This is a genomic window from Rhodanobacter sp. OR92 (assembly GCF_000427545.1).
GTDB classification, from domain to species: domain Bacteria; phylum Pseudomonadota; class Gammaproteobacteria; order Xanthomonadales; family Rhodanobacteraceae; genus Rhodanobacter; species Rhodanobacter denitrificans.
In genome coordinates this window covers 53,675-73,472 of record NZ_ATYF01000014.1, presented here as the reverse complement: position 1 = coordinate 73,472, position 19,798 = coordinate 53,675, and the positions used below count along the sequence as shown (strand labels likewise).

General features: G+C 69.4%; 17 protein-coding genes, 1 tRNA gene and 1 pseudogene. 10 read left to right on the top strand and 9 right to left on the bottom strand.

From position 1 onward, the window contains the following. Positions 1-3: 3 nt before the first annotated feature. The 3 genes from rimK to RHOOR92_RS0108630 all read right to left on the bottom strand — a co-directional run bounded on the left by rimK (position 4) and on the right by RHOOR92_RS0108630 (position 1,491). Positions 4-924 carry a 30S ribosomal protein S6--L-glutamate ligase gene (gene rimK / locus RHOOR92_RS0108640; protein ID WP_015448731.1) on the bottom strand — a complete coding sequence of 307 codons (921 nt, stop codon included), beginning with the start codon at positions 922-924 and terminating at the stop codon, positions 4-6. A 10-nt stretch (positions 925-934) separates the two neighbouring features. Beyond that, positions 935-1,387 carry a RimK/LysX family protein gene (locus RHOOR92_RS0108635; RefSeq protein WP_007509420.1) on the bottom strand — a complete coding sequence of 151 codons (453 nt, stop codon included), beginning with the start codon at positions 1,385-1,387 and terminating at the stop codon, positions 935-937. A gap of 30 nt (positions 1,388-1,417) precedes the next feature. Continuing rightward, positions 1,418-1,491, bottom strand: a tRNA-Gly gene (locus tag RHOOR92_RS0108630). Between the two features lie 251 nt (positions 1,492-1,742). On the opposite strand from RHOOR92_RS0108630, the gene RHOOR92_RS0108625 reads away from it, so the two are divergent. Further along, on the top strand, positions 1,743-4,022 hold the full coding sequence (locus tag RHOOR92_RS0108625; protein WP_027490059.1) for a DUF6600 domain-containing protein: 2,280 nt from the start codon (positions 1,743-1,745) through the stop codon (positions 4,020-4,022). A gap of 107 nt (positions 4,023-4,129) precedes the next feature. Next, positions 4,130-4,831, top strand: a complete 702-nt coding sequence (trmB, locus tag RHOOR92_RS0108620; RefSeq protein ID WP_015448734.1) for a tRNA (guanosine(46)-N7)-methyltransferase TrmB — start codon at positions 4,130-4,132, stop codon at positions 4,829-4,831. Positions 4,832-5,006: 175 nt separating this feature from the next. Here the strand turns inward: trmB and RHOOR92_RS0108615 are convergent, their stop codons facing one another. Further along, positions 5,007-5,354 (bottom strand): DUF559 domain-containing protein, encoded by a 348-nt coding sequence (locus RHOOR92_RS0108615; RefSeq protein ID WP_027490058.1) that lies wholly within the window; start codon positions 5,352-5,354, stop codon positions 5,007-5,009. 330 nt (positions 5,355-5,684) lie between these two features. Here RHOOR92_RS0108615 and RHOOR92_RS0108610 point away from each other — a divergent pair, with 330 nt between their 5' ends. Then, the gene (locus tag RHOOR92_RS0108610) at positions 5,685-7,526 is read left to right on the top strand and encodes an SLC13 family permease (protein WP_007509440.1); all 1,842 of its coding nucleotides are present in this window, start codon (positions 5,685-5,687) and stop codon (positions 7,524-7,526) included. A 97-nt stretch (positions 7,527-7,623) separates the two neighbouring features. Continuing rightward, a complete protein-coding gene (locus RHOOR92_RS0108605) occupies positions 7,624-8,892 on the top strand; it encodes a nucleotide sugar dehydrogenase (RefSeq protein WP_027490057.1) in 1,269 nt (422 codons plus the stop codon). A gap of 20 nt (positions 8,893-8,912) precedes the next feature. Here RHOOR92_RS0108605 and RHOOR92_RS0108600 read toward each other — a convergent pair whose 3' ends face one another. Further along, complete coding sequence (locus RHOOR92_RS0108600; RefSeq protein WP_015448737.1) at positions 8,913-9,281, bottom strand: Rieske 2Fe-2S domain-containing protein; 369 nt, start codon at positions 9,279-9,281, stop codon at positions 8,913-8,915. A gap of 78 nt (positions 9,282-9,359) precedes the next feature. Between RHOOR92_RS0108600 and RHOOR92_RS0108595 the strand changes: the two genes are divergently transcribed. The 3 genes and pseudogenes from RHOOR92_RS0108595 (at position 9,360) to RHOOR92_RS18620 (ending at position 12,166) form a co-directional block, all read left to right on the top strand. Continuing rightward, positions 9,360-9,629 (top strand): hypothetical protein, encoded by a 270-nt coding sequence (locus tag RHOOR92_RS0108595; RefSeq protein WP_027490055.1) that lies wholly within the window; start codon positions 9,360-9,362, stop codon positions 9,627-9,629. 42 nt (positions 9,630-9,671) lie between these two features. Further along, complete coding sequence (gene yedA / locus RHOOR92_RS0108590) at positions 9,672-10,598, top strand: drug/metabolite exporter YedA (protein ID WP_027490054.1); 927 nt, start codon at positions 9,672-9,674, stop codon at positions 10,596-10,598. A gap of 179 nt (positions 10,599-10,777) precedes the next feature. Next, positions 10,778-12,166 (top strand): annotated as a pseudogene (locus RHOOR92_RS18620) (TIGR00366 family protein). Positions 12,167-12,254: 88 nt separating this feature from the next. Here RHOOR92_RS18620 and RHOOR92_RS0108575 read toward each other — a convergent pair. From RHOOR92_RS0108575 to RHOOR92_RS0108560, 4 genes are all read right to left on the bottom strand, one after another. Further along, positions 12,255-13,574 carry an ABC transporter permease gene (locus RHOOR92_RS0108575; protein ID WP_027484562.1) on the bottom strand — a complete coding sequence of 440 codons (1,320 nt, stop codon included), beginning with the start codon at positions 13,572-13,574 and terminating at the stop codon, positions 12,255-12,257. Positions 13,575-13,584: 10 nt separating this feature from the next. Further along, positions 13,585-14,751: an ABC transporter permease gene (locus RHOOR92_RS0108570; protein ID WP_015448741.1), complete on the bottom strand. Its 1,167-nt coding sequence runs from the start codon at positions 14,749-14,751 to the stop codon at positions 13,585-13,587. 10 nt (positions 14,752-14,761) lie between these two features. Beyond that, positions 14,762-15,448 carry an ABC transporter ATP-binding protein gene (locus RHOOR92_RS0108565; RefSeq protein WP_007509457.1) on the bottom strand — a complete coding sequence of 229 codons (687 nt, stop codon included), beginning with the start codon at positions 15,446-15,448 and terminating at the stop codon, positions 14,762-14,764. Between the two features lie 145 nt (positions 15,449-15,593). Next, positions 15,594-16,853, bottom strand: a complete 1,260-nt coding sequence (locus RHOOR92_RS0108560) for an efflux RND transporter periplasmic adaptor subunit (RefSeq protein WP_027490053.1) — start codon at positions 16,851-16,853, stop codon at positions 15,594-15,596. Positions 16,854-17,046: 193 nt separating this feature from the next. On the opposite strand from RHOOR92_RS0108560, the gene RHOOR92_RS0108555 reads away from it, so the two are divergent. The 3 genes from RHOOR92_RS0108555 to RHOOR92_RS0108545 all read left to right on the top strand — a co-directional run bounded on the left by RHOOR92_RS0108555 (position 17,047) and on the right by RHOOR92_RS0108545 (position 19,786). Then, entirely contained in the window at positions 17,047-17,733 is a 687-nt protein-coding gene (locus RHOOR92_RS0108555; protein ID WP_027490052.1) for a fumarylacetoacetate hydrolase family protein, read from the top strand. A gap of 89 nt (positions 17,734-17,822) precedes the next feature. Then, complete coding sequence (gene mscL, locus RHOOR92_RS0108550) at positions 17,823-18,233, top strand: large-conductance mechanosensitive channel protein MscL (RefSeq protein WP_027490051.1); 411 nt, start codon at positions 17,823-17,825, stop codon at positions 18,231-18,233. 119 nt (positions 18,234-18,352) lie between these two features. Then, on the top strand, positions 18,353-19,786 hold the full coding sequence (locus tag RHOOR92_RS0108545) for a M20/M25/M40 family metallo-hydrolase (protein ID WP_027490050.1): 1,434 nt from the start codon (positions 18,353-18,355) through the stop codon (positions 19,784-19,786). The last annotated feature ends 12 nt before the right edge of the window (positions 19,787-19,798 follow it).

Genomic DNA, 19,798 nt, shown 5'->3' with positions numbered 1-19,798 from the left:
CGCTCAGGCCCTGACCGGCCTGCGATGCGGACGGGTTTCCGCAGACCCCTCGCGCGCCTGCGCCTCCAGCAGGCCCATGATCGCGCCGGCCACGTCCACACCGGTGGCGGCCTCGATCCCTTCCAGCCCGGGCGAGGCATTCACTTCCAGCAGCAGCGGGCCGCGCTTCGAGCGCAACAGGTCGACGCCGGCGATGCCCAGCCCCAGCGCGCCGGCGGCGCGTACCGCGATGCGCTTCTCCTCGGCACTCAGCACGGCCGCCAGCGCGGTACCGCCGCGGTGCAGGTTTGCGCGGAAATCGCCCGGTATGGCGTCGCGCTGCATCGCCGCCACCACCTTCTTGCCGACCACGAAGCAGCGCAGGTCGCTGCCCTTCGCCTCGGCCACGAACTCCTGCACCAGGAAGTTCGCGTACAGCCCGCGGAACGCCTCGATCACGCTCTGCGAGGCGGCGCGCTTCTCGGCCAGCACCACGCCGGTGCCCTGGCTGCCCTCGTTGAGCTTGATCACGTGCGGCGGGTCGCCGAGCAGGGCCAGCACGTCGTCGGCGTCGTCCGGGTTGTCGCCGAACACCGTCACCGGCATGTCGATGCCCTGTGCGGCGAGGATCTGCAGGCAACGCAGCTTGTCGCGCGCGCGCAGCACCGCGTCGGACGGATTCGGCGTGTACACGCCCATCATCTCCAGCTGGCGCAGCACCGCAGTGCCGTAGAACGTGCTGGTGGTGCCGATGCGCGGGATCACCGCGTCGATGTCGCGCACCTCCTTGCCCTTGTAGCGGATCGACGAGGCGCCCGGCGCGATGCGCACGTAGCAGCGCAGCGGATCGAACACGCGCACCACGTGCCCGCGCACGCGCGCGGCCTCGACCAGGCGCTTGGTCGAATAGAGTCGGGTGTTGCGCGACAGGATCGCGATCTTCATGGAGTGGCCGTCATCGAAGGTCCGTGGCCGCCGTCACTGGCCGCGGCTGGGTGTAGGAACGCGCCGGGTCCACCGCAAAGCGCCCGCTCAGCGCGCTGCGGCCCAGCAACAGCGGAAACAGCATATGCCGGCGATCGGTCAGGTTGATGTCGACGCTGAACTGCTGCCCGGCCAGTTGTACTTCACTGCGGATGAACCAGCGCTCGGTGCGCCGGCCGCCGGTGTCGGTGACCGTGCGGCGATCCCATGCCGGCGCCTCGCAACGGGTTTCCACCGGCTGGCGCCGCCCGACATGCAGGGTGAAACGCAGCCAGGTCGCGCCGTCGCGCTGGAACTCCTCGAGGGTGTCCACATGCAGCGAACTGCTGCGCGCGCCGGTATCGAGCTTGGCCTTGAGCAGGCCGATACCCAACTGCGGCAACGCCAGCCGCTCCCGCCAACCGAGGGTGATCAGGTCCGCCATGAGGATTCGGGATGACTCGGGGGCCGGAAGTGGAGCGGGTGAAGGGAATCGAACCCTCGTCAGTAGCTTGGGAAGCTACAGCTCTACCATTGAGCTACACCCGCCTTGGCCGGCGGATGGTAACCCGGGATTCGCGTGGTTGAAAAGCTCGCGGGAACGAAGCGCACCCCTCCCCGGCCCTCCCCTGCCATGCCGGGGCGGGCGCAGAACTGCGGCGCGGCGCCCAACGCGTGCTGAACAGCCCTCTGCGCATACTCTGGCGATGGTCATCGCCGGCCCGACAATGCACGTTGACCGCACCATGACGAACACCCGCCCCGCTCCAGTCTCACACGCCCGCCCGAAGGAGAGCCGCATGCCCAGGTTTGCCGAGTCCCCTGTTTCGTGGCGCCGCCGCTGGCGAGCACTGGCGCTCGTGCTGCTGTGCATGGCGGCGGGACTGGCCCACGCTCAATCCGGCGCCGATGACCGCGCCGCCCCGCCGAGCCGGGTGGCGCGGCTGTCGTACATCGCCGGCGACCTCGGTTTCCTGCCTGCCGGCGCGAAAGACTGGAGCGACGCCAACATCAACCGGCCGCTGACCCGCGGCGACAAGCTGTCGACCGCCCGCGGCGCGCGCGCCGAACTGGAGTTCGGCGGCGGCACGTTGCGCATCGACGGGCGGACCGACCTCGGCCTGCTCGACCTCGACGACAACCTGGCCCAGATCGAGTTGACCCAGGGCACGCTCAGCCTCACCGTACGCCGCCTCGACGACGGCCAGAGCTACGAGATCGACACCCCGACGGTGGCGCTGGTGGCCGACCAGCCCGGCACCTTCCGCGTCGACGTCGACGACCGCGACGGCAGCACCCGGGTCACCGCGCTCGACGGCAGCGCCACCGTGTTCGGCGAGAACAATGCGCAGCGCCCGATCAACCCCGGCCGCAGCTACCGCTTCACCGACGCCAGCCTGGCGATGGTGACGATCACCGACGTCGATGGCGGCGACGCGTTCGACGACTGGGCCAGCCAGCGCGACCGCCGCTACACGCGCTCATCCAGCCGCCGCTACGTGTCCGAGGACGTGGTGGGCTACCAGGACCTCGACCGCTATGGCAGCTGGCGGGAAACCCGCGAGTACGGCGCGGTGTGGTATCCCTCCGACATCGGCGTCGACTGGGCGCCGTACCGCAGCGGCCACTGGGCGTACATCGCGCCCTGGGGCTGGACCTGGGTGGACGACGCGCCGTGGGGCTTCGCGCCCTACCACTACGGCCGCTGGGCCTGGATCGGCGGCGGCTGGGGCTGGATCCCGGGCCCGCTCGAGGTACGCCCTGTCTACGCGCCGGCGCTGGTGGCCTTCGTCGGTGGCGGCGGCTGGTCGATCGGCATCGGCAGCGCGCCGGTGGGCTGGTTCCCGCTCGGCCCGGGCGAGGTCTACAACCCGTGGTACCGCTGCGACCGCAGCTACTACACGCGCGTCAACGTCACCAACATCTACGTGCACAACACGATCAACCGCACCACGGTGATCAACAACATCAACCACCAGTACAACTACTACCGCACGGGCCGACCGCTCCGCGACGTCAGCTATGCCAACCGCATGGCGCCGCGCGGCTTCACCGCCGTGCCCGGCAGGAGCTTCGCCGAAGGGCGCCGCGTGCAACGCGACCGGCTCGATGTCGATCCGCGCAAGCTCGCCAGCGCACCGGTGCCGGTGCGCGGCATCGACCGCCTGCGTCCGCAGGACAACCCCAACCGGCCGCCGCGCAGCGCGCACGCGCGCGACCTGCCCGCCGGCGGCTTCGACCGCGAGGTAGTGGCGCGCCGCGCACCACCCGCGCCGGCCCGCGAGGCAGCCTTCACCGGCCGTGGCGACAATCGCTACGCCGCGCCGCGCAGCAACGTGCGCGTGCTCGACGGCGCGGACCGGCCCGAGCGCAGCCAGCGGCTGGAGGTGACCGATCGCAACGGCGCCGGCCCGCGCCGGCCGGCGACCATGCCCGGTCAGCTTCCGGTGGCTCCGCGCATCACCGCAGCCGGCCCCGGGGACCGACCGCAGCCGCCGCGCGACGCTGCCGAATTGCGCTCGGCCCGTTTCGCGCATCCGCGTGGCCGCGACGACACGAGCCGCCCCGAGGCGATGCCGCGCCCGGGCGTCAGCTACATCGCGCCCGCCGCCGAAGGGCGGCCGCGTGCGATCCCGGACAACCGCCCGCTGCCGTCGGAGCCGACGCCGATCCGCCGCGCCGAATCCCGCCTGCCGACGCCAGCGGACGATGGCCGCTTCCAGCGCTACCCGTCCGAACGTGCCATGCAGCAGCAACGACCGCAGCCGATGGAGCCGACGGTGCGCGAACCGGCCGCGTCGCGTTTCCAGCGGCCCGAACCCGCGCCGCGCGAATCCATGCGCGAATCACCGCGCCCGCTGCCCGCCCCGGACCGCGGCGAACCGATGCCGCGCTACCAGCCGCCGCAACAAGTGATGCCGCAGCCGCGCGCCATGCCGGAGCCACGCGCGATGCCGGAGCCGCGCGCCATGCCGGAGCCGCGCGCGATGCCGGAGCCGCGCGCCGAGGCGCGGCAGCCGCAGCGCAGCGATGCGCCCAACCGCAAGCGGCAGGTGGGTGAAAACCAGGGAGAGCACTGAGCCTGGCCGCCGCTCCCTTGCGTGCGCGGAAGAAGCAGCGCATGAAGCGGTTGCCCGCCCCTGCTGCAGGGGCGGGCTGGAGTGGGGCAAGGCTCTACAATGCACGGATGCCGACGACCGACGACACCACCCCCGAATACATGCGCCGCATCCGCAGCTTCGTACTGCGCGAAGGACGCATGACGCCGGCGCAGCAGCGCGCCTTCGACACGCTGTGGTCGCGCTTCGGCATCGACTACCGCGGTGCCCCGCACGACTTCGCGGCAAGCTTCGGTCGCGCCGCGCCGCGGGTGCTGGAAATCGGCTTCGGCAACGGCGAGGCGCTGGCCTGGGCCAGCGAGCACGATCAGGCACGCGACTTCATCGGCGTGGAAGTGCACGGCCCCGGCGTGGGCCGGCTGATGAACGCGCTGGCCGCGCGCGACGCGACCAACGTGCGGCTGTACAAGCACGATGCGGTGGAAGTGCTGCAGCACGAGATCGCTCCGGGCACGCTGACCGAGGCGCGCATCTGGTTTCCCGACCCGTGGCACAAGAAGCGCCACAACAAGCGCCGCCTGATCCAGCCCGAGTTCGTCGCCCTGCTCGCCTCGCGCATGGTTCCGAACGGCCTGCTGCACCTGGCCACCGATTGGCTGCCTTACGCCGAGCACATGCTCGAGGTGATGGAAGCCGCCCCGGGCTGGCGCAACGCCACCGGCCCCAGCCAGTACGCCGAAAAGCCGGAATGGCGCATCGAAACCCACTTCGAGCGGCGCGGACTGAAGCTGGGGCATGGGGTGTGGGATTTGTTGTACCGGAAGGTTTGAGCGAAGAGCGACCCCACCCCAACCCTCCCCTACTGCGCAGGGGAGGGAGCGATGTCAGCTGTTCTCCCTGCAAGCAGAGGAGGGAGCAATGCCAGCTGTTCTCCCTGCAAGCAGGGGAGGGAACGATGCCAGCTGTTCTCCCTCCCCTACGCAGTAGGGGAGGGTTGGGGTGGGGTCAAGCTTTTGATCTTTCCTCCAGCACCCGAAAAATCTCCGCCACCACATCATCGGTGCGCAGCAGCACGTCGTCATTCCAGAAGCGCAGCACGCGATAACCTTCGCGCTGCAAGGCCGCGGTGCGGTGCTGGTCGTACGCCAGCGCATCGAGATGCTGCCCGCCATCCAGCTCGACCACCAGCCTCGCCGACACGCAGACGAAGTCCGCGATGTAGCCAGCCAGCGGATACTGGCGGCGGAACTTGTGCCCGCCCAGCTGCTGCCGGCGCAGGAAGTACCACAGGCGACGCTCGGCATCGGTGCTTCCGTTGCGGAGCTGGCGGGCGCGGATCCACTTGAGGTGCATGGCGAGTCCTTCGCTGGGGTTGAGGGAAGAGCTTTACCCCTCCCAACCTCCCCCTGCGAGCAGGGGGAGGAGCAACGCGTCGTACTCCATCCACTACGTTCAAGGTAAGGGCCGAACGCCGTGCTCCCTCCCCTGCTTGTCCCAAAGGGACTTCCTTCGGTCGCAGGGGAGGGCCGGGGTGGGGGCGCTCTTGGCTCTTGATTCACCAGCAACCGCGCCGCGCCGCTTATACTCGCGCTCATCCGCCCAGGGACGAATCGACAGCAGCGTGAAGCTTCCACTGCCCCGCCGCATCCACCGCAAGCCGCTGCGCCGCAGGGACGTCGGCTGATGGCACTCTCGCTCACCCCCGAAATGATCCTGGTGCTCGGGCTGGTGGGCTTCACCATGCTGATGCTGGTGCTGGAGTGGATCCGCGCCGACATGGTGGCGCTGCTGGTGGTGGTGGTGATCGGGCTGACCGGGCTGATCCCGTCCGATCGCGTGTTCAACGGCTTCGCCGGCAACGCGGTGATCGCGATCATCGCGATCATGATCATGGGCGAGGGGCTGGACCGCGCCGGCGTGCTCAACCTCACCGCGAACTTCGTGATGCGCATGGCGCGCGGCATGGAATCGCGCCTGGGCGTGGTGATCAACCTGGTCGCCAGCCTGTTCAGCGCGGTGATCCCCAGCCAGGCGCTGGCGGCGCTGATGATCCCGGTGTCGAGCCGGCTGGCCGCGCGCACCGGCGTACCGCTGTCGCGGCTGCTGCTGCCGATGGCGTTCTGCATCCTCACCGCCACCAACACCACGCTGATCGCGAACTCGCCGCTGATCGTGCTGAACGACCTGATCGCCAGCGCCAACGTGAACCTGCCGCCGGGCGCGCACACGATCCCGAAGTTCGGCCTGTTCAGCGTCACCCCGATCGGCCTGACCCTGGCGCTGCTCGGCGTCGGTTACTTCTACTTCTTCGGCCGCAAGCTGCTGCCCGGGCACGAGGACGAGCGGCTGAAGGTGACGCCGGGGCGCACCGAGAGCTACTTCGCCGAGACCTACGGCATCGTCGGCGAGACCGCCGAGCTCACCGTCACCGCGGAAAGCCCGCTGGTCGGCATGAGCATCGGCGAGGTCGAGCAATTGCACGGCGCGCCGCTGATCCTGGCGATCAGGAGCGGCAACGACGCACGCATGGCGCCGCCGGCCGACCACGTGATCTGGGTCGGCTCGGTGCTCGGCGTGCTCGGCCCGCGCGAGCAGCTGAACCAGTTCGCCAACAACCAGCTGTGCCGGCTGTCCACCCGCATGCGCCAGCTCGGCGAGCTGTTCAACCCGACCCGCGCCGGCATTTCCGAGGTGGTGATCCCGCCGGTGTCGCGCTTCATCAGGCACACCGTGGGCGAGCTGCGCCTGCGCAAGCGCTTCGGCATCTCGGTGCTGGCGGTGAACCGCGGCGACCAGGTATTCCGCGACGATGTGCGCGCGGTCAGCCTGCGCGCCGGCGACACCGTGGTGCTGCACAGCAACTGGCGCGACCTGTCGCTCGCCGCGGAGGACCGCGACCTGGTCGTCGTCACCGACATCCCGAAGGAGCAGCAGCGCCCCGGCAAGATCTGGCAGGCGGTGGGTTTCTTCGTGCTGGCCAAGTGCCTGGCGCTGTTCACCAACCTCGACCTGTCGGTGGCGATGATGACCGGCGCGATCGGCATGCTGCTGTCCGGCGTGCTGAACATGGACGAGGCCTACAAGGCGATCAACTGGAAGACGATCTTCGTCACCGCCTGCCTGATCCCGCTGGGCTGGTCGATGGACGCCACCGGTACCGCCGCGTGGATCGCCCAGGTGGTGCTGGACCACCTGGGCAGCGCGTCGCCGTGGCTTCTGCAGCTGTGCCTGGCCGTGCTCACGCTGCTGTTCTCGCAGGTGATGTCCAACGTGGGCGCCACCGTGATGATGGTCCCGATCGCGATCAGCGTGGCGGTGGCCACCGGCGGCAACCCTTCGGCGTACGCACTGATCGTGGCGGTGTCCTCCTCCAACACCTTCCTGCTCAGCTCCGGCCACCCCGCGCTGATGATGGTCACCGGCCCCGGCGGCTACAAGGGCAAGGATTTCCTGCGCGTGGGCCTGCCGCTGACCTTGCTGGTCCTGATCGCCACCCTGGTGGCGATCAACCTGCTGTTCCATTGAACGCACGCCAGGCGCGGCGACAGCAACCCGCATCGCTGGTATTTTCTCCGCCGGATCGCGCATCGCTCGCCGCGCCGCCAGCCATAGGGATACACACTTGAACGAACCCAGAATTGCCATCATCGGGCTCGGCTACGTCGGGCTGCCGCTTGCCGTGGCGTTCGGCCGACTGCTCGACACCGTCGGCTTCGACACCAGCGTCGGCCGGGTCGACGAGCTGTGCCGGGGCCGCGATCACACGCTCGAAACCTCGGCCGAAGAGCTCGCCGCCGCGGACCGGCTCCGCTTCACCACCGACGTGCAGGACATCGCGCCGTGCAACGTCTTCATCGTCACCGTGCCGACTCCGGTCGACGAGGCAAACCGGCCGGACATGCGCCCGCTGGAAAGCGCCAGCGCCAGCATCGGCAGCGTGCTCAAGCGTGGCGACGTGGTGATCTACGAATCCACCGTCTACCCCGGTACCACCGAGGAGATCTGCGTGCCGGTGCTGGAGCGGGCTTCCGGGCTGCGCTTCAACCACGATTTCACCTGCGGCTACAGCCCGGAGCGGATCAACCCCGGCGACAAGCTGCACCGGCTGCCCACGATCATGAAGATCACCTCCGGCTCCACCGCGGAGACCGCCGACTTCGTCGACGCGCTGTACCGGCGCATCATCACCGCCGGCACGCACCAGGCGTCCAGCATCAAGGTGGCCGAGGCGGCCAAGGTGATCGAGAACACCCAGCGCGACGTCAACATCGCGCTGGTGAACGAGCTGGCGATGATCTTCAACACCATGGGCATCGACACCCAGGACGTGCTGGACGCCGCCGGCACCAAATGGAACTTCCTGCCGTTCAAGCCCGGCCTGGTCGGCGGCCACTGCATCGGGGTGGACCCGTACTACCTCACCCACAAGGCCACCATCCTCGGCTACAACGCCGAACTGATCCTCACCGCGCGCCGCATCAACAGCCGCATGGGCCTGCACGTGGCGCACCGGGTGATGCGGCTAATGGCGAACAAGCGCATCCACGTGGTCGACTCGCGCATCCTGGTGCTGGGCCTGACCTTCAAGGAGAACTGCCCGGACCTGCGCAATACCCGCGTGGTGGAAATCGTGCGCGAACTCGAAACCGCGCATGCCCGGGTGGACGTGTACGACCCCTGGGCCGATCCCGCCGAGGCGGAGGAAAAGCTCGGCATCCGCCCGATCGATGCCCCCACTGCCGGCAGTTACGACGCCATCGTGCTGGCCGTGGCGCACCAGGCCTTCCTCGACCTGGGCAGCGAGGGCATCCGCCGCTTCGGCCGCGAGCACTGCGCACTGTTCGACATCAAGAGCCTGTTGCCGGCCACCACGGTCGACGGCCGGCTCTAGACGCTCTCCGCTCGCGCCGATCAGGCCTTGTCCTGCAGCAACCTCACCTCGCCCGCCTCCACGCTTAGCGCCACCGCGCGCAGGTGTTCGCCGCGGCACGGTCCGCCGATGCACAGGCCGTCGCCCTGGCTGAAGGTGGCGCCGTGCACGGCGCAGGTCAGGGTGTCGTTCTTCAGCAGGAACTTGCCGGGGGCGTAGTCGAGGCGGCGGCCGGCGTGCGGGCAGACGTTGAGATAGCCACGTACCTGCGTGCCCTGCCGCAACAGGATCAGGCTGCCCTCGCCGTCGGGCAGGCGCGCATCGACCGCGGTGGCGCCGCCGTCGGGGATCTCGTCCAGCCGGCACAGCGCCTGCCGATCCGGCAATTGAACGGGACTGAATGTATCCATCGGCACTTGCCTCGCAGGCCGGATGGCCCCATGGTTGCTCGCGCAAGTCGTTGATTTTACCACACGGATTTTTAACACATGTACTTTGCCCTGCCTTCCCTTCGTCGTCCCCGCCACCCGTTGGCGCGCGCCCTGTCGTTGCTGCTGGGCGCGGCGGTGCTGGGCGTGCTGCTGGTGTTCGGGCTGGTGGTGGCCGGCGTGCTGCTGGTCGGCGGCCTCGTGCTGCTGGCCGTGCGCCAGTGGAAGCCGGCTCGCGCACCGGCGAGGCCGACGGCGTCCAGCGCCCAGCCGGCCGTGTTGGAAGGCGAGTTCGTGGTGATCCGTCAGGGCCGGCCCGTCGCGCACTGAGCCATCCGGCGGATAATGCGTCGCCCCCACGCGATTCCCCTCATGTCCGATACCCCTGCCCCCGTCGCGGCCGCAACGCCGCGCAGCCTGAGCGATCCCCGCTTCCTGATCCCGCTGGCGCTGCTCGCGCTGTACGTGATCTGGGGCTCGACCTACCTGGGCATCCGTTTCGCGCTGGAAAGCTGGCCACCGTTCCTGCTCGCCGGCGTTCGCTTCCTCGCCGCCGGCATGGCGCTGTACGGCTTCCTGCGCTGGCGCGGGATGGCCCCGCCGACACGACTGCAGTGGCGCAACGCGGCGATCACCGGCCTGCTGCTGCTCGGCCTGGGCAACGGCTTGGTGTGCTTCGCGGAGCAGCGGGTGAGCTCGGGCATCGCCGCGGTGGCGGTGGCCAGCATGCCGTTGTTTGCGGCGTTGTTTTCCGGCATGTATGGCGAGTGGCCGCACCGGCGCGAATCGATCGGCCTGGCCATCGGCTTCGCCGGCGTGATCGTGCTGAACCTGGGCAGCAGCCTGGCTGGCTCGTCGACCGGTGCGGTCGCCCTGCTGGTGGCCGCGGCGGCATGGGCGTTCGGCTCGGTGTGGAGCCGGCGCCAGGTGATGCCGCCCGGTCCGATGAACACCGCCGCGCAGATGATCTGCGGCAGCATCGCCCTGCTTGGTTTCGCCCTGCTCAGCGGCGAACGGCTGCCGCTGCACCCCAGCCTGCGTTCGACGCTGGCGATCCTCTACCTGGCGGTGTTCGGTTCGATCATCGCGTTCAGCGCCTACCTGTACGTGCTCAGGCACGCGCGCCCGGCGCTGGCCACCAGCTACGCCTATGTGAACCCGCCGGTGGCAGTGCTGTTCGGCGTGTTGCTGGCCGGCGAGCACGTGGGGCCGTTCGACCTGGCCGGCATGGCGATCATCCTGGCCGGCGTGGCGGTGATCACGCTGGCAAAGAGCAAGGGAAACACGGCAAAGCCATAGGAGCCCTCTCGCGGGCGATGCTCTTGCTTTCGCGAATCCCGGCCTTCAAAGCATCGCCCGCGAGCGGGCTCCTGCCTGGTGTTCTCGACCATGGTCGGCTTGCCCCTGCGGCCGCCGCAGCGCGACGATGGCGCAATTCACCGGCGGAGAGCAGCATGAACGCATCGCAGGACGGCTGGATGGCGCGCGCGGCGTTGCGCAGCGCGGCATGGGCGGAGCGCTGGTTTCCCGATGCCTGGGTGTTTGCCGCACTGGGTGTGGTCGTGGTGGCGCTGGCCGCCTTCAGTTTCGGCGCCACGCCGACGGCGACGGTCACCGCCTTCGGCGACGGCTTCTGGAGCCTGATCCCGTTCACCATGCAGATGGCGTTCGTGGTGATCGGCGGCTATGTGCTGGCCACCGCGCCGGTGGTGGCGCGCTTCATCGACGTGCTGGCGCGCGCGCCACGCACGGGACGCGGGGCGATCGTGTACATCGCGCTGGTCAGCATGCTGGCCTCGCTGCTCTCGTGGGGTTTCTCGCTGGTGTTCGGCGGCCTCTTGGTGCGCGCACTGGCGCGGCGCGGCGATCTGCACATGGACTACCGCGCGGCCGGCGCCGCGGCCTACCTCGGTCTGGGCGCGATCTGGGCGATGGGCCTGTCCTCGTCGGCGGCGCAGCTGCAGGCGAACCCGGCCAGCATGCCGCCGGGACTGCTGGCGATCACCGGCGTGCTGCCCTTCAGCCAGACGATTTTCCTGTGGCAGTCGATCGTGCTGACCGCGGTGCTGATCGTGGTGTCGCTGCTGGTGTGCTGGTTTACCGCGCCGTCGGACGCGAACGCGCGCACTTCAAGGGATTTCGACGTGGGCGAAACCTCGACGCCGGCGCTGCCGCCGCGCACGCGCCCGGGCGAGTGGCTGGAATACAGCCCGGCGCTGTCGATGGCGATCGGCTTGCTGGGCCTGGGCTAGCTCGGCCACGAGTTCGCCAGCAAGAGCGCGGTCACCGCGATCGCCAACCTCAATACCTACAACTTCCTGTTCCTGACCCTCGGCATCCTGCTGCACTGGCGCCCACGCAGCTTCCTCGACGCAGTGAGCCGCGCGGTGCCGAGCACGTCCGGCGTGCTGATCCAGTTTCCGCTGTACGGCGGCATCGCCGCGCTGCTCACCCACGTGCCAGGCGCCGACGGCGCCACCCTGGCGCACCGGCTGTCGAACCTGTTCGTGCACGTCGCCGGCACCGAGAGCTTTCCGGCGGTGATGGGCGCGTACTCGGCGATCCTGGGCTTCTTCGTGCCCTCCGGCGGCGGCAAGTGGCTGGTCGAGGCGCCGTACGTGATGCAGGCGGCGAACGACCTGCACGTGCACCTGGGCTGGGCGGTGCAGGTCTACAACGCGGCCGAGGCGCTGCCGAACCTGATCAACCCGTTCTGGATGCTGCCGCTGCTCGGCGTGCTGGGGCTGAAGGCGCGCGACGTGGTCGGCTACACCTTCATCCAGCTGGTGGTGCACGTGCCGCTGGTGCTGGGCATGCTGTGGCTGCTGGGGCTGACGCTGAGCTACGTGCCGCCGGTGATGCCGTAGAAGCGCACCCTGTGCGCGAACGGCGGGCGGGCCTCGCCCGCCCCATCGCCGACGCGCACGAGAAGAGCATCGTGCACCGAATGCGCTCCTACGACTCGCGCAGCGCCGTGGTCACCGGCAGCCGCGCCGCGCGCACGGCCGGAAACAGGCCGCCGACGAAACCGATCGCCAGCGCCCACTTGAGCCCGGTCCCCAGCAGCGCGGGGGTGACCGCCAGCTCGAAGCTGAGCTTGCCCACCGTGCCGGCGGCCAACGTCGAGGCGCCGTAGCCATTGAACACCAGCCATGCCAGCGCTCCGCCGATGACGCCGCCGAGCAGCGCCAGCAGCATGGTCTCCAGCATCACCGCCACCACCACCGGCAGGCCGCGGAAGCCGATCGCGCGCAACGTGGCGATCTCGCGGGCACGTGCCGCCACCGCGGCGAACATGGTGTTGAGTGCGCCGAACATCGCGCCGATCGCCATGATCAGGCCCACCGTGATGCCCATGACGCGGATCACCTTGCTCATGCCCTCGGACTGCTTGGCATAGTAATCGCGCGTGGTGTCCGCATCGATCTTGAGTTGCGGGTTCGCTTCCAGCGCAGCCTTGAACGCGCCGAACGCCTGCGGGTCGGCGAGCTTCGCCACCACCGAGGCGCGGCTGCTGCCGCGGCGGTAGGTGTCGGCGACCACGTTGGCGTCGCCCCACACTTCCGAGTCCAGCGCGTCGCCGGAGGCGAACACGCCGACCACCGTCCACAGCTGGCTGCCCAGGCGCACCTCGCGGCCCGGCGCCAGTCCGGCGAACTGCCTGGCCGCGCCCACGCCCACGTCCAGTTCGCGCATGCCCGGGTTGAACCTGCGCCCGGAGACGATCTTCACCTGCGGCCGCACCGCCCAGGCCTGCTCGCCCACGCCGCGCAATTGCACGCTGCCCTCGTCGTCCGCACCGCCGCCGATTATCGGCAGGTTGGCGGCGACCACCAGCTCCGGCGATGCCAGCGGCTGGCCCTTGGCATCGCGCACGATGCCCGGCGTCTGCACGACCTGGGTCACGCTGTCGTGGTCGAGCACCGACATCACCTCGGACGCCGAAGCGCCGCGCATCACGATGGCGGTGTCGGCGCTGCCGGTCTTGCGCAGGGTCTGGCTGTAGCCCTCACCCATCGCCAGCAGCGCCACCAGCACGGCAACCACGCCGGCGATGCCGATCACGATCACCGCCGCGGAACCGAGCCGCTGGCGCAGCGTGCTCAGGCCCACGGCGGCGACCGAGGCGGCCTGCCGGCCGCGGCGGCTGGCCAGCATCCACAGCGCGAACAGCACCGCCAGCGCCAGCACGCCCGGCCACGGCAGTTTCACCCAGATCGCCAGCGCCACGGCCAGCACGAGCAACAGCAGCAGGTTGGTCAGGAATCGCTTCATGGTTTTCTCCTCAGCGCCCGGCCAGCGCGTCGACGATATTCAGGCGCATCGCGCGCAACGCCGGCAGCGCACCCACCAGCAGGCCGATCAGCACCATCAGCACCAGGCCCAGGGCCCAGCTTCCGGCGCCTACCGTGGGCAGATTGAGCATGCCGCCGCTGCCGGCGCTGACCACCGGAATCAGCATCGCAGCCAACCCCAGCCCGAGCACGCCGCCGATCAGCAGCAACAGCACCGACTCGGCCAGCACCAGCGCCAGCACGCTGCGGCTGGTGAAGCCGATGGTCTTGAGCACCGCCAGTTCGCCGGTGCGTTCGCGTACCGCCTGCATCATGGTGTTGCCCGACAGCAGCAGCAGGGTGAAGAACACCGCGCCCATGATCGAACCCACGATCAGGCCGATGTCGGCCAGTTGCTTCATCCAGTTCGCGGTAGCCGCCGCCTCGGTCTGCGTGCGCGTCTCGTGGTCGGAGTTGGCCGAGAGCGCGTCGATGGCCTTGGCTACGCGGTCAGCCTGGTTCACGTCGGCCACGCGGGTGACGTACCAGCCTACGGTGCCGCGGTTGTACGGCGTGGTCTCGTCGAAGTATTTCCAGTGCAGCAGCAGCATCTGGTCGGCAAAGCCGTTCGACTTCTTGTCCTTCGATTGCATGATGCCGACGATGTCGAAGGTCCAGGTCTTGTTGCCGTTCTTGTCCGGAAAGATGGTGGACTGCAGCGGAATCCTGTCGCCCACCTTCCAGTGGAAGCGCTGCGCCAGCGTCTCGCCCACCAGCACGCCGGTGCGGGTGTCGTCGAAGGCCTTGCGCTGGGCCGGATCCACCGCGATCTCCGGATAGAGGTCGAGATAGTTCGGCTCCACCGCGAAGCTGAACACCTGGTTGTGCGGGTCCTGGTAGGCGCCGCCGAACCAGTTCGCCGAGGTGACCGCCTGCACGCCCGGTACCTGGGCGATCCGCGCACCGAGCGACGACGGCAGGGTCTGGATGAAGGACAGCCGCGAGCCGGTCTGCAGGCGTTCGGCGCCGTTCGCGCTCTGCCCGGCCTGGTCGAACGAGGTGCGCACTGCATCGAGCATGCCGAACAGCAGGAACGCGGCGACGATCGAGACCAGGGTGAGGAAGGTGCGGGTCTTGCGCCGGAACAACGCGGCCCAGATCAGATGGAGATATTTCATGGCGCCGTCCTCATGCCGTGGCTTGTTCGACGAGCGTGCCCTTGTCCAGATGCAGCGTATGGCTGGCGTACTCGGCGGCCTTCGGGTCGTGGGTGACCATCACGATGGTCTTGCCGTGCTCGCGGTTGAGCTGCTGCAGCAGGCCGAGCACGTCCTCGGCGCTCTGGCGGTCGAGGTCGCCGGTGGGCTCGTCGCAGACCAGCAGGGCGGGATCGGAGACGATCGCGCGGGCGATCGCCACGCGCTGCTGCTGGCCACCGGACAATTCGCTCGGCTTGTGGCCGGCACGATCGGACAGTCCCACCAACTGCAACGCGATTGCGGCGTTCTTCCGGCGCTGCGCACCGGACAGCTTCGTCAGCAGCAGCGGCAGCTCCACGTTGCGCTGCGCCGACAGCATCGGCATCAGGTTGTAGAACTGGAACACGAAGCCGACGTTCGACGCGCGCCACTTCGCCAGCGCGCCGCCGCCCAACTGATCGATGCGCTGACCGCCCACGCTGATGCTGCCGGCGCTCGGCGCATCGAGCCCGCCGATCAGGTTGAGCAAGGTGGTCTTACCCGAACCGGACGGCCCCATCAGCGCCAGGAAATCGCCTTCGGCAATGTCCAGGTTGACGTGGTGCAGCACTTCGACTTTCTGCTTGCCGCGCTCGTAGGTCTTGGCAAGGTCCTTGATCTCGATCAGCGTGGACATGGGTGGTTCTCCGATGATGGCGATGCCGCAGGAACCCGCTCGCGGGCGATGCTGTCGCCTTTGCGAATCCCGAATCCAGAGTCCTGAATCCCGGCTCCAAAAGCATCGCCGGCGAGCGGGCTCCTACATGGATGGAGTGAAGCAGTTACGGTTTCTTGGTCTGGACGTCCGAACCATCTTTCAACTCGGCCGGCGGCGACACCACCACGCTGTCACCCGGCTTCACCGCGGTCGGCAGCAGGCGCAAGTCGCCATAGGTCTGCGTGGCGGGAGCCACCGTGCGCTGGCGCACCCGGCTGCCGTCTAGCACGAACACCACGCTGTGGCCGTTGCGCTGCACGATCGCCGCGGCCGGCACCAGCACGCCCTGCGGCACGCTGACGGCGGCCTTCGGCTGCTGTTCCAGGAACGACACCCGCGCGCCCATGTCCGGCACCACGCGGGCGTCCTTCTTTTCCAGCGCCACGCGCACCTTGATGGTGGCCTTGCCGCGGTCGGCGGTGGGCACGATGGCGACCACGTGGGCGGGAATCTTCCAGTCCGGGTAGGCGTCGAGCACCGCGTCGGCCGGCATGTCCGGCTTGATCCGGCCGATGTAGGCCTCGTTGACGTCGACGTCGATCTCCAGCGAGTCCATGTCGACGATGGTGCCCACCCCGGTGCGGGTGAAGCCGCCGCCGGCGGACAGCGGCGAGAGGATCTCGCCGACCTGCGCGTCCTTGGTGGTGACCACGCCGCTGAACGGCGCGCGCACCACGCAATAGTCGAAGTTGACCTGCGCCACCGCGGCCTGCGCGTCGGCGGCGGCCACCTGCTTCTGCTGCGCGGCGAGCTGGGCGCGCGTGCCGTCGAGCAGGGTGCGCGCCTGTTCGGCCGCCTGTTTCGGCACCAGTCCGCGCGCGGCCAGTCCCTGCTGGCGCGCGGCGTCGCGCTCGTTCTGTGCCAGCTGCGCCTGGTACTGCGCCACCAGCGCGTGGGCGGCGGCGGCCTGCGCCCTGGCGGCATCGAGCGCGGCGCGCCAGGCGTGGTCGTCCAGCCGCGCCAGCACCTGGCCCTGCTGCACATGGTCGCCTTCCTCGATCAGCACCGCGGTGAGCGTGCCGGTGATCTGCGCCGACACCGTGGCCCTGCGCCGCGCGGTAACGTAGCCGGTGGCCTGCAGCACCGCGCCGGCCTCGCCGCCGGCGCTGGGCGCCACCGCGGTGGCGGTCTGCACGGTGACCGCATGCCGGCCGAAAAACAGCTGCGCAAGGCCGCCGAGCAGCAACAGCAGCACCACCGCAGCGCCGCCGATCCACAGCCAGCGACCCGGATTGCGCCCATGGTCCTCGCGCTGATGGCGCTCGATGCGCAGTTCCTTCAACAGTTCCGCGTTGTCCACATCCACTCCCGCTTCAACGGCCATGTTCGAGGCATGGGTACATCATGGACGCCCTACCGGCGCGCTGCCAGAGCATGGCATCAACCATCGCCGATGACAGCTGTCACCCGCAGCCGGGCGTCCCCTGCCCACGACGAACGGGAGCGCCGCGGATCGACACGCCGCGGCGGACGGCATCCGGCGCCGCACCCGGCCCGGCTTTGCTACGCTTGCGGCCATGAACTACGCCTTCGTCCCGCCCGCCGTCCCCAGCCTGCCGATCACCGGCTCCGACCAGCGCTTCCCGATCCGCCGGGTATTTTGCATCGGCCGCAATTACGCCGAACACGCGCGGGAGATGGGCGCCAGCGTGGACCCGGCCGCGCCGATGTTCTTCTGCAAGCCGGCCGACGCGGTGGTCGCCGACGGCGCCGACGTGCCCTACCCGCAGGCCACCGCCGACCTGCATCACGAAGTGGAAATGGTGGTGGCGCTGGGTGCCGGCGGCCGCAACCTCGGCCCGGCCGAGGCCGCCGCGCTGGTCTGGGGCTACGGGGTGGGCCTGGACCTGACCCGTCGCGACCTGCAGGCGCAGGCCAAGGCGAAGAGCCATCCGTGGGACGTGGCCAAGGGTTTCGACCACTCCGCACCGGTCTCCGCGCTGCGCCCGGTCGGCACGGCGACGGTGGACGCACAGACCGTGTTGCGGCTCCACGTGAACGGCGAGCTGCGCCAGCGGGCCACGCTGGGCGAAATGGTGCACGACGTGCCGCACATCCTCGCGGCGCTGTCCACGCTGTTCGAGCTGAAGGCCGGCGACCTGGTCTTCACCGGCACCCCCGCCGGCGTGGCAGCACTGCAGCGCGGCGACCGCTTCCACGCCGAGCTGGTCGGCGTGGCGGCACTGGACGGGCGCATCGACTGACGCTTCCACGCCACCTTCATCTGTGCGCGTCTACGTTGGCGCGCTAAAGTCGCCCCGCCATCCGGCCCATCAGAGGGAGTACCCGCAGCATGAGCATGATCAGCGAGTTCAAGGCCTTCGCCATGCGTGGCAACGTCATCGACCTGGCGGTCGGCGTGGTCATCGGCGGCGCGTTCGGCAAGATCGTCACCTCCCTGGTCGACCAGATCGTCATGCCGCCGATCGGCTGGCTCACCGGCGGCATCGACTTCTCCGCCATGAAGTGGGTGCTCAAGCCCGGCGACGACAGCGATCCGAAGCACAAGATCGCCGAAGTGGCGATCCAGTACGGCGCCTTCATCAACACGCTGATCCAGTTCATCATCATCGCGTTCGCGATCTTCATGGTGGTCAAGGCGATCAACAAACTCAGCCGCAAGCAGGAAGAAGCACCCGCCGCGCCGCCGGCCGACGTGGCCCTGCTCACCGAAATCCGCGACCTGCTGAAGAACCGGCCGTAGTCCGTGCAGGAGCGCACCTTGTGCGCTCCTGTGCCGGCCTTCGGCCATCCGTGACTTCTGGCCTAAGCGGCCAACGGCAGGCACGCCATAATCGGGGTTCCCCCACGCGGAGTCCCCCGATGCGCCGTCTATCCCTCACCCTGCTCGCCGCCGGCCTGCTGGCCAGCGGTATCGCCAGTGCCGCCACCACCATGATTCCCGCCGCGGCCGTTAAGACGGCCGAACAGCTGCGCGACCGTGCGCTGCACGACAACACCGCGTACCAGGTCACCGCCTCGCTGACCACCGAGGTCGGCGCGCGCCTGGCCGGCAGCGAAGCCGACCGCCGCGCGGTCGACTGGGCCGTGGCGAAGTTCAAGGAGCTTGGCTACGACAAGGTCTACACCGAACCGGTCACCTACCCGCTGTGGATGCGCCGCAGCGAGCACGCCGCGATCGTGGCACCGTTCCCGCAGCCGCTGACGCTGACCGCGCTGGGCTATTCGCCCGCTACGCCGAAGGGCGGACTGAGCGCCGAGGTGGTGAAGTTCGACAGCCTCGACGCGCTGAAGGCGGCCGAGCCGGCCAGCGTCAAGGGCAAGATCGTCTACGTCGACTACCGCATGGAGCGTGCGAAGGACGGCCACGGCTACGGTATGGGCTCGGCGGTACGCGTGGCCGGTCCGGTGCTCGCCGCGGAGAAGGGCGCGGCCGGCTATCTCTTGCGTTCGGCCGGCACCGACGCGCACGAGCGCGCGCCGCACACCGGCGTCACCGGCTTCCGCGATCCGGCCAAGGCGATCCCCGCCGCCGCGCTGGCCAACCCCGACGCCGACCAGCTCACCCGCGTGCTCGCCTACGGCAAACCGGTCACGCTGAAGCTCGACCTCGACTGCGGCGTGGTCGGCGAATACACCGGCGCCAACGTGATCGGCGAGATCACCGGGCGCAGGCACCCGGAACAGGTGGTCGCCATCGGCGGCCACCTCGACTCGTGGGACCTGGGCACCGGCGCGATCGACGACGGCGCCGGCGTGGCGATCGCGATGGCCGCCGGCAAGCTGATCCGCGACCTGCCGCAGCGGCCCGACCGCACGATCAGGGTGATCGCCTTCGCCAACGAGGAGATGGGTCTGTGGGGCGGCCGCGCCTACGCCGACAAGCACGCGGGCGAAGTGGCGAAGTTCCAGCTCGGCACCGAGTCGGATTTCGGCGCCGGCCCGATCTGGCGCATGAGCGCCAGCGTGAAGCCCGAGGCACGCGACGCGATCGGCCAGATCGCCAGGGTGCTGGAGCCGGTCGGCGTGGCCTACGACGCCACGCGTCCCGGCGGCGGCGGCTCGGACCTGTCGCAGATGCATGCCAAGGGCATGGCCGCGCTGTCGCTGACCCAGGACGGCACGAAGTACTTCGACTGGCACCACACGCCGAACGACACGCTGGACAAGATCGATCCCGCCGAGCTGGCGCAGAACGTGGCGGTGTACGCCGCGTTCTCGTACATGGCCGCCCAGGCCCACGGCGACTTCGGCTCCGCGCCGGGCGCGTTCGCCAAGGACGGCGCCGGCGAGTAGCTCCTGCTTTGC